Origin of the sequence: Streptomyces sp. SID10853 (assembly GCF_010548145.1) — a bacterium.
Taxonomy (GTDB): Bacteria; Actinomycetota; Actinomycetes; order Streptomycetales; family Streptomycetaceae; genus Streptomyces.
Window position 1 is genome coordinate 1 of sequence record NZ_JAAGLN010000464.1, and the last position, 1,902, is coordinate 1,902.

A 1,902-nucleotide genomic window follows, 5' to 3' on the forward strand; every position below is an offset into this window, starting at 1 on the left:
ACCGGGTGCCGCCCCCGCGAGCCGGGCGAGCACCCGGTCGTAACTGCCGCCGCCGCGCCCCAGCCGCATCCCCTGCCCGTCGACGGCCAGTCCGGGCAGCAGGACGGCGTCGGCTTCGAGCACCGCGTGTACGCCGAGCCGTGCGCCGTCCGGCTCCAGAAGCCCGCGCCCGGCGGGCACCAGCGAGTCCGCGCCCCGGTACGCGCCCCAGTCGAGGTCGTTGTCGGGCAGCAGCACAGGAAGCAGCACCCGGACCCCACGGGCGCGCAGCGCGTCCAGGAGCGGGCGGGTGCCGGGCTCACGGCCGACCGAGACATAGGCCGCGACGGTGTGCGCCCGCGCGAGTTCCGGGAGCGCGACGGCGTGCCCGGCGAGAACCGTGGCAGCCGCCGCGACGTCCTCGGTGGACAGGAGGGCCCGTGCGGCCAGGAGTTGCCGCCGCAGCGACGGTTTGCCGACGTGTGCGGGCGTCTTCTCGAAGTGTGCGGGCGTCATGAGAAGTCCGTCATCCTCTCGTCACCTCGGGTATGAGGATCTATTAACCGGAGCATCATCTTCCGCCCAGATATCAGCGGATAGGGTGCTACGCATGACTCAGTTGCCGCCCAGGATCAGCAAGGCTGTCATTCCGGCAGCGGGCCTCGGTACCCGGTTCCTGCCGGCCACCAAGGCCACACCCAAAGAGATGCTGCCTGTGGTGGACAAACCGGCCATCCAGTACGTCGTCGAGGAGGCGGTCTCGGCCGGCCTCTCCGACGTACTCATGATCACCGGTCGCAACAAGCGTCCGCTGGAGGACCACTTCGACCGCAACTACGAGCTGGAGTCGGCGCTCACCCGCAAGGGCGACGCCGAGAAGCTCGCCAGGGTCCAGGAGTCCAGCGACCTCGCGACCATGCACTACGTCCGCCAGGGCGACCCCAGGGGGCTGGGCCACGCCGTGCTGTGCGCGGCCCCGCACGTCGGTGACCAGCCCTTCGCGGTCCTCCTCGGCGACGACCTGATCGACCCGCGTGACCCGCTGCTCGCGCGCATGGTGGAGATCCAGGAGCGCGAGGGCGGCAGTGTGGTCGCCCTCATGGAGGTCGAGCCGGCCCAGATCCATCTGTACGGCTGCGCCGCCGTGGCGCCCACCGGAGAGTCCGACGTGGTCAAGGTCACCGACCTGGTCGAGAAGCCCGCCGTGGCCGACGCCCCCAGCAACCTCGCGATCATCGGGCGCTATGTCCTGGACCCCGCGGTCTTCGAGATACTGCGCAAGACCGAGCCCGGCCGCGGCAACGAGATCCAGCTCACCGACGCCCTCCAGCAGCTCGCCCACGACGAGAAGGCCGGCGGCCCGGTGCACGGCGTCGTCTTCAAGGGCCGCCGCTATGACACCGGCGACCGGGGCGACTATCTGCGTGCCATTGTCAGACTCGCGTGCGAACGTGAAGACCTGGGCCCGGACTTCAGGACCTGGCTTCGCCGTTATGTCACCGAGGAGATGTAGCACGTGAGCAACACCCCGATCTGGTCGGTGGACGAGCATCTTGACGACATCCTCGCGGCAGTCCGTCCACTCGAACCGATCGAGCTGCAACTGCCTGACGCGCAGGGCTGCGTCCTCGTCGAGGACGTCATGGTCGAGATCTCGCTGCCGCCCTTCGACAACAGCTCGATGGACGGGTACGCCGTCCGTACGGTCGATGTCGAGGGCGCGAGCGAGGAGTTCCCCGCCGTCCTGACGGTCATCGGGGACGTGGCGGCCGGCCTGGCCGAACTGCCCACGGTGGGGCCGGGGCAGGCCGCCCGCATCATGACGGGCGCCCCGCTGCCGCCCGGCGCCCAGGCCGTCGTACCGGTCGAGTGGACCGACGGCGGCACCGGCGGGGGAGCGGCCACCACCATGCGGGCCGCCAG

Annotated in this window: 2 protein-coding genes and 1 pseudogene; 2 read left to right on the forward strand and 1 reads right to left on the reverse strand. The window is 70.5% G+C overall.

The genetic code is table 11. From position 1 onward, the window contains the following. Positions 1-495, reverse strand: a 495-nt coding sequence (locus G3I19_RS36330) for a 5-formyltetrahydrofolate cyclo-ligase (protein WP_164267922.1), incomplete at its 3' end; no start/stop codon positions are given. Positions 496-589: 94 nt separating this feature from the next. Between G3I19_RS36330 and galU the strand changes: the two genes are divergently transcribed. Together galU and G3I19_RS36340 are read left to right on the forward strand one after the other, a co-directional pair. Beyond that, positions 590-1,492: a UTP--glucose-1-phosphate uridylyltransferase GalU gene (gene galU / locus G3I19_RS36335; RefSeq protein ID WP_164267923.1), complete on the forward strand. Its 903-nt coding sequence runs from the start codon at positions 590-592 to the stop codon at positions 1,490-1,492. A 3-nt stretch (positions 1,493-1,495) separates the two neighbouring features. Continuing rightward, positions 1,496-1,902: pseudogene (locus tag G3I19_RS36340) on the forward strand (molybdopterin molybdenumtransferase MoeA); the annotation flags it as partial.

Excerpts from the sequence above, each read along its gene's own strand:
- galU (WP_164267923.1), top strand. The coding sequence starts at position 590 with ATGACTCAGTTGCCGCCCAGGATCAGCAAGGCTGTCATTCCGGCAGCG.